The 4,079-nt window shown below is 46.2% G+C and carries 7 protein-coding genes; all 7 read right to left on the bottom strand.

Going from position 1 to position 4,079, the window contains the following annotated elements:
* Positions 1-72 precede the first annotated feature (72 nt).
* Positions 73-456, bottom strand: a complete 384-nt coding sequence (locus tag F6K57_RS38440; RefSeq protein WP_293073800.1) for a hypothetical protein — start codon at positions 454-456, stop codon at positions 73-75.
* 8 nt (positions 457-464) lie between these two features.
* Positions 465-854, bottom strand: coding sequence for a GPW/gp25 family protein (locus F6K57_RS38435; protein ID WP_293073797.1), 390 nt, complete (start codon positions 852-854; stop codon positions 465-467).
* A 15-nt stretch (positions 855-869) separates the two neighbouring features.
* Entirely contained in the window at positions 870-1,295 is a 426-nt protein-coding gene (locus F6K57_RS38430; RefSeq protein ID WP_075895766.1) for a PAAR domain-containing protein, read from the bottom strand.
* A gap of 116 nt (positions 1,296-1,411) precedes the next feature.
* On the bottom strand, positions 1,412-1,537 hold the full coding sequence (locus tag F6K57_RS38425; protein WP_269086926.1) for a hypothetical protein: 126 nt from the start codon (positions 1,535-1,537) through the stop codon (positions 1,412-1,414).
* Between the two features lie 67 nt (positions 1,538-1,604).
* Positions 1,605-2,444: a phage baseplate assembly protein V gene (locus F6K57_RS38420; protein ID WP_293073793.1), complete on the bottom strand. Its 840-nt coding sequence runs from the start codon at positions 2,442-2,444 to the stop codon at positions 1,605-1,607.
* A complete protein-coding gene (locus tag F6K57_RS38415; protein ID WP_293073790.1) occupies positions 2,441-3,514 on the bottom strand; it encodes a contractile injection system protein, VgrG/Pvc8 family in 1,074 nt (357 codons plus the stop codon). Before F6K57_RS38415 ends, F6K57_RS38420 begins: the two co-directional genes overlap by 4 nt.
* A gap of 2 nt (positions 3,515-3,516) precedes the next feature.
* A partial coding sequence (locus tag F6K57_RS38410) for a LysM peptidoglycan-binding domain-containing protein (protein WP_293073788.1) occupies positions 3,517-4,079 on the bottom strand: 563 nt, incomplete at its 5' end.

Here is a 4,079-nt window from a genome sequence, read left to right as displayed (position 1 = left end):
AAAGGACGCCACTCTGTGAACGCCTTAGCGCACGCTTCCGTATAGGCAACGATGTCTTTATAGCTACGTTGATCAATCTTTGGAGCTTGCATAAGAAAGTAGGGAGTAGGGAGTAGGGAGTAGGGAGATGGGGAGATGGGGAGATGGGGAGATGGGGAGATGGGGAGATAGTAGATGTAGGGTGGGCAGTGCATCAGAGTGATTGATTTGCTTGCGTTCGCGAAGCGGTTCCAAAGGAACATCGCGTTTTGTGGCACTGCCCACCATCCGATTAACCGATTGATTAATTTGATTGCGTTCGCGAAGCGGTTCCAAAGGAACATCGCATTCTGTGGCACTGCCCACCATCGGATTAATTTGGTTGCGATCGCGAAGCGGTTCCAAAGGAACATCGCGTTTTGTGGCACTGCCCACACCCCACACCCCACACCCCACACCCCACACCCCACACCCCACACCCCAAATTAATAATCTAAATAGAATGGATAAACTAAGTTAAAGCGATTATTAGTACGGCGCACTTGGTAGTTTATTTCTATCAAGAGACGATTAAATTGATCTTCATCCGGGTAAACACCTACATCTAGAACCTCAATGCGCGGTTCCCACTGGGTCAAGGCTCGGCGTACCTCCACTGTTAATTGTCCAGCTGTCCCAGCGCTGTTGCTGGCAAATACTAAATCATGAATACCGCAGCCAAAATCTGGCCGCATCAGCCGTTCTCCTGGAGAAGTACTCATAATCATCCAAATCGACTGGCGGACACTATCCTCATATTGCGCCATATCGATTTGTTTATTTTGGTCGAGTACTACGGGGAAACTCCATCCCACTCCGAGAAAATCAGTAGTCATCGTTCCATCTCCTTATCAACCCCCAATAAATACCTTCGTCGGCTTACCAGGCCCAGGGGTTACTGTGCCGTGGGGAGGGGGTAATTCACTACAGGTCTTAACTGGGTCACCAATGCGCGCCACTGGTTTACCCTCAATTTTCACAGAGGAACTACCCTTAGTAATTTCAGCTGTTTTGTTAGGTTCCTTGACAAACTTGATCGGTGAAGTTCCCGGTGGCGGTATTGGTGGGTGTGCCTGGGTTTTACCCTGGCTGCCCTTTAAAGCCACCAATTTACCACCAATTTTCACCTTTTTACTCAACTTTTGCTCGAATTTTCCTTGGAAAGGAATTGGCATTGGCGCTACAATTGGCGGCGCAGGAGCAGGTGGTTGACCCTGGACTTTGTGCGTACAAGATGTCACAACTAAATCGCCTTTTCTGGCTGCCGGTTTACCCATGATTTTTCATACTCCATAAAACTTAAATAACAGTATTCAGCGGTCAGCGGTCAGCTGTCAGCTGTCAGTGGTCAGTGGTCAGTGGTCAGTGGTCAGTGGTCAGCGGTGAGCTGATTTTATTCAAAAACAGTAGTGTGGCACACCTCAAGTAGTGTGGCACAGGCTTTGGCCTTTGGCCACGCTGTGCGAACGACGCTGGGACCTAACCCATAAGCTGTTCGCGTAGCGTGTGCGTAGCACATTCGCTGATACCTGATTGCTGATTGCTGATTGCTGATTGCTGATTGCTGATTGCTGATTGCTGATTGCTTAATTAATTGATACCGTATTACCGGTAATCTTCACGTCTTTACTAGCTTTAAAGTGCATCCCCTGCTTAGTTTCAATTTTGCTACCATTAGCATTAACTTTAAATGACTTATCTGTCTTCATATCCAGGTTATTCTTAGCAGTAACTTTGATATCTTCCTCGGAAATAATTTCGATACCCTTACCACCAAGCTTAAGTTTGCCTTCTTTAGACTCAATGGTAATCGAATTATCCTTAGTATTAATAATAATGCTGTTTTTGCCAGTTTTGTCAATTACTTCAATTTTTTCCTTATCCTTAGTATCATCTAAGCGAATAGTGTGACCACTTTGGGCAATTACTTCAATTTTGCCTTTGTCCTTAGTATCATCTAAACGGATAGTATGTTTCTTATGGGAAATGACTTCAACTTTTTCTTCATCCTTAGTATCATCTAAGCGAATAATATGACCACTACGGGACTTAATTGTACGCTTATTAATAGTCTGTTTTTTACTATATTCTTTGTCTTTTTCAGGAGACTCAGGTGGTTTATCTTTGCCATTCCATAACCCTCCTAGGATATAGGGAAAATTAATATCACCTTGTTCAAAAGCTACCAGCACCTCATCATTCACCTCCGGCAAAAAATAAATACCACGGTCATTACCAGCCATGGGAGTTAACACCCTAGCCCAATAACTTTCATCATTATCTGAGAGCCAAGGAAACTTGACCTTGACTCGCCCTAAGTTTTCCTCATCGCCATTGTTAGTCACTATTCCCATAGTCACCCCATAGAAACGACCTCGTATTTCAGGGGGACCTAGCAAATTACTTAGTAAATCGATGCTTGTCATGATGTCCCATTTCTCCTAACCTTGAATGCTGTGCGATACCCTCGTTTATGAGAATAACTATGGGTGCTGGAGGTGACATAGTAGTCACCACTAAACTGTTTGCCCACCCCTTGGATAGTAATAACAGTAGCTGCTCGCAAGTCAGGGCGTCCGACACACAAGCCCTCCCCACTGATGTATTCTAGGGCCATGTTATTAAATCCTCCCTGAGCGATTTGCTCAGCTTCCTCTCTACTGAACACAGGGCGATACAAACGTTCGCTGGTTTTTTTTCCACTACCCAAAGCCGGATCTACAGCCTTAGCACCGCTCTTGTTAGTACTAAAACCAGGACTGGCTCGCCCAATGAAGGCTTTCTTGTCCTTCGGGTTCCAACCGCGCACCTCCACCTGTCCCACCTGGGTCAAGCTGGTCAGTCGGGAAGAAAAACTGAGCAGATCCTTTCGTTGAACTAGGGTCAACACTGACTTGGATTTATCCTGATGGGGCCGGAAATATAGTGTTTTATCTTGAACCACTACCTCATAACCGAGTCGTTGAGCACGGGTCTGAAGAAATTCCATGTCTGTTTGGTTATGCTGTAGTACATAGTCCAAAACCAGCTTTGTCGTTACTCCCCCATACTTTAGACCCGCTTGTTTGGCAATATCTCTAGCGATATCGCTGTCTTTCTTTTTAGTAAACGAGCGAGTGTTGTAACCCCGAAGCAATCGATGACTGTAGTCGTAGCCCCGCACTGTCAACAGAGGTATTTCCCCATGGGCAAATTCTGGTTCCAGACCGGTGATCTGACCCATGATCAGTTTTTGCAGTTTCCCTCCACTACCTCCGTAGCCCATAAAAATCTCTACCTCATTGCCTAGCTTAAACAGTTGCGGATTAATCCACTCCTGGTTTTCTTGGTCCCAGTTGGCAAGCTTGATGGTAAACATAGTGGGAGTACTAACGTTTTCATCCACAATTATTGCCATCACATCAGACCGCAACTGTTGTCCCCTGATCAGAATTCTGAAGCCAGGGACTGAGGTCGCGGTGCTATTGCTACTGGTTTGAGGAGCTGTCGAGACCATGGTTAATTTGAGGTTAGATTAAGTACTGGGATGGTCAGAACTTGACCTGGTGTCAGGTTACGGGGATTAGTAATCCCATTAGCCTTGGCAATCTCTCGCCAGACGCTGGGGTCATTATATTCAACACCAGCAATGCTGCTCAGGGTTTCTCCACGTCGGACAACGTGGATTGGGTCGTCATCCCGTGCTAGAGAACTGGGCTTTTCCCGTTCCTCATCTTCTTCAGGGATGAACTGGTGGAAGGTACAGTTGAGAGCGGCTCTGACTGGCATCCCATTAGGGGTAAACATAGTAAAGCGCTGGGTTAGTTGTCCGAGATACCCCTTAAAAATCAGGTTAAATGCCCCCCACCAGAGTTCACATACAGGGGGACGTTTTAAATCAGAGTCAATCAGAGTCAACTCAAAAATCTTATTCGTATACTCTCGAACATCTACGGCATTGGGTGCTGATAATCCATACACACCAGTTAACGATGACGCCGCTGTTGCCGCTCCCGATGCTACTCGTTTGAGGGGAGAACTGCCGCCCCCGGATATACTTTCAGGTAGTCCCTCGTAGGTGT

The sequence above is a fragment of the Moorena sp. SIO4A5 genome (genome assembly GCF_010672005.1).
Lineage (GTDB): Bacteria > Cyanobacteriota > Cyanobacteriia > Cyanobacteriales > Coleofasciculaceae > Moorena.
The sequence above is the reverse complement of the archived record's forward strand: the minus strand, read 5'-3'. Positions and strand labels throughout refer to the sequence as shown.

Excerpts from the sequence above, each read along its gene's own strand:
- F6K57_RS38435 (WP_293073797.1), bottom strand. The coding sequence starts at position 854 with ATGACTACTGATTTTCTCGGAGTGGGATGGAGTTTCCCCGTAGTACTC.
- F6K57_RS38430 (WP_075895766.1), bottom strand. The coding sequence starts at position 1,295 with ATGGGTAAACCGGCAGCCAGAAAAGGCGATTTAGTTGTGACATCTTGT.
- F6K57_RS38425 (WP_269086926.1), bottom strand. The coding sequence starts at position 1,537 with ATGTGCTACGCACACGCTACGCGAACAGCTTATGGGTTAGGTCCCAGC.
- F6K57_RS38420 (WP_293073793.1), bottom strand. The coding sequence starts at position 2,444 with ATGACAAGCATCGATTTACTAAGTAATTTGCTAGGTCCCCCTGAAATA.
- F6K57_RS38415 (WP_293073790.1), bottom strand. The coding sequence starts at position 3,514 with ATGGTCTCGACAGCTCCTCAAACCAGTAGCAATAGCACCGCGACCTCA.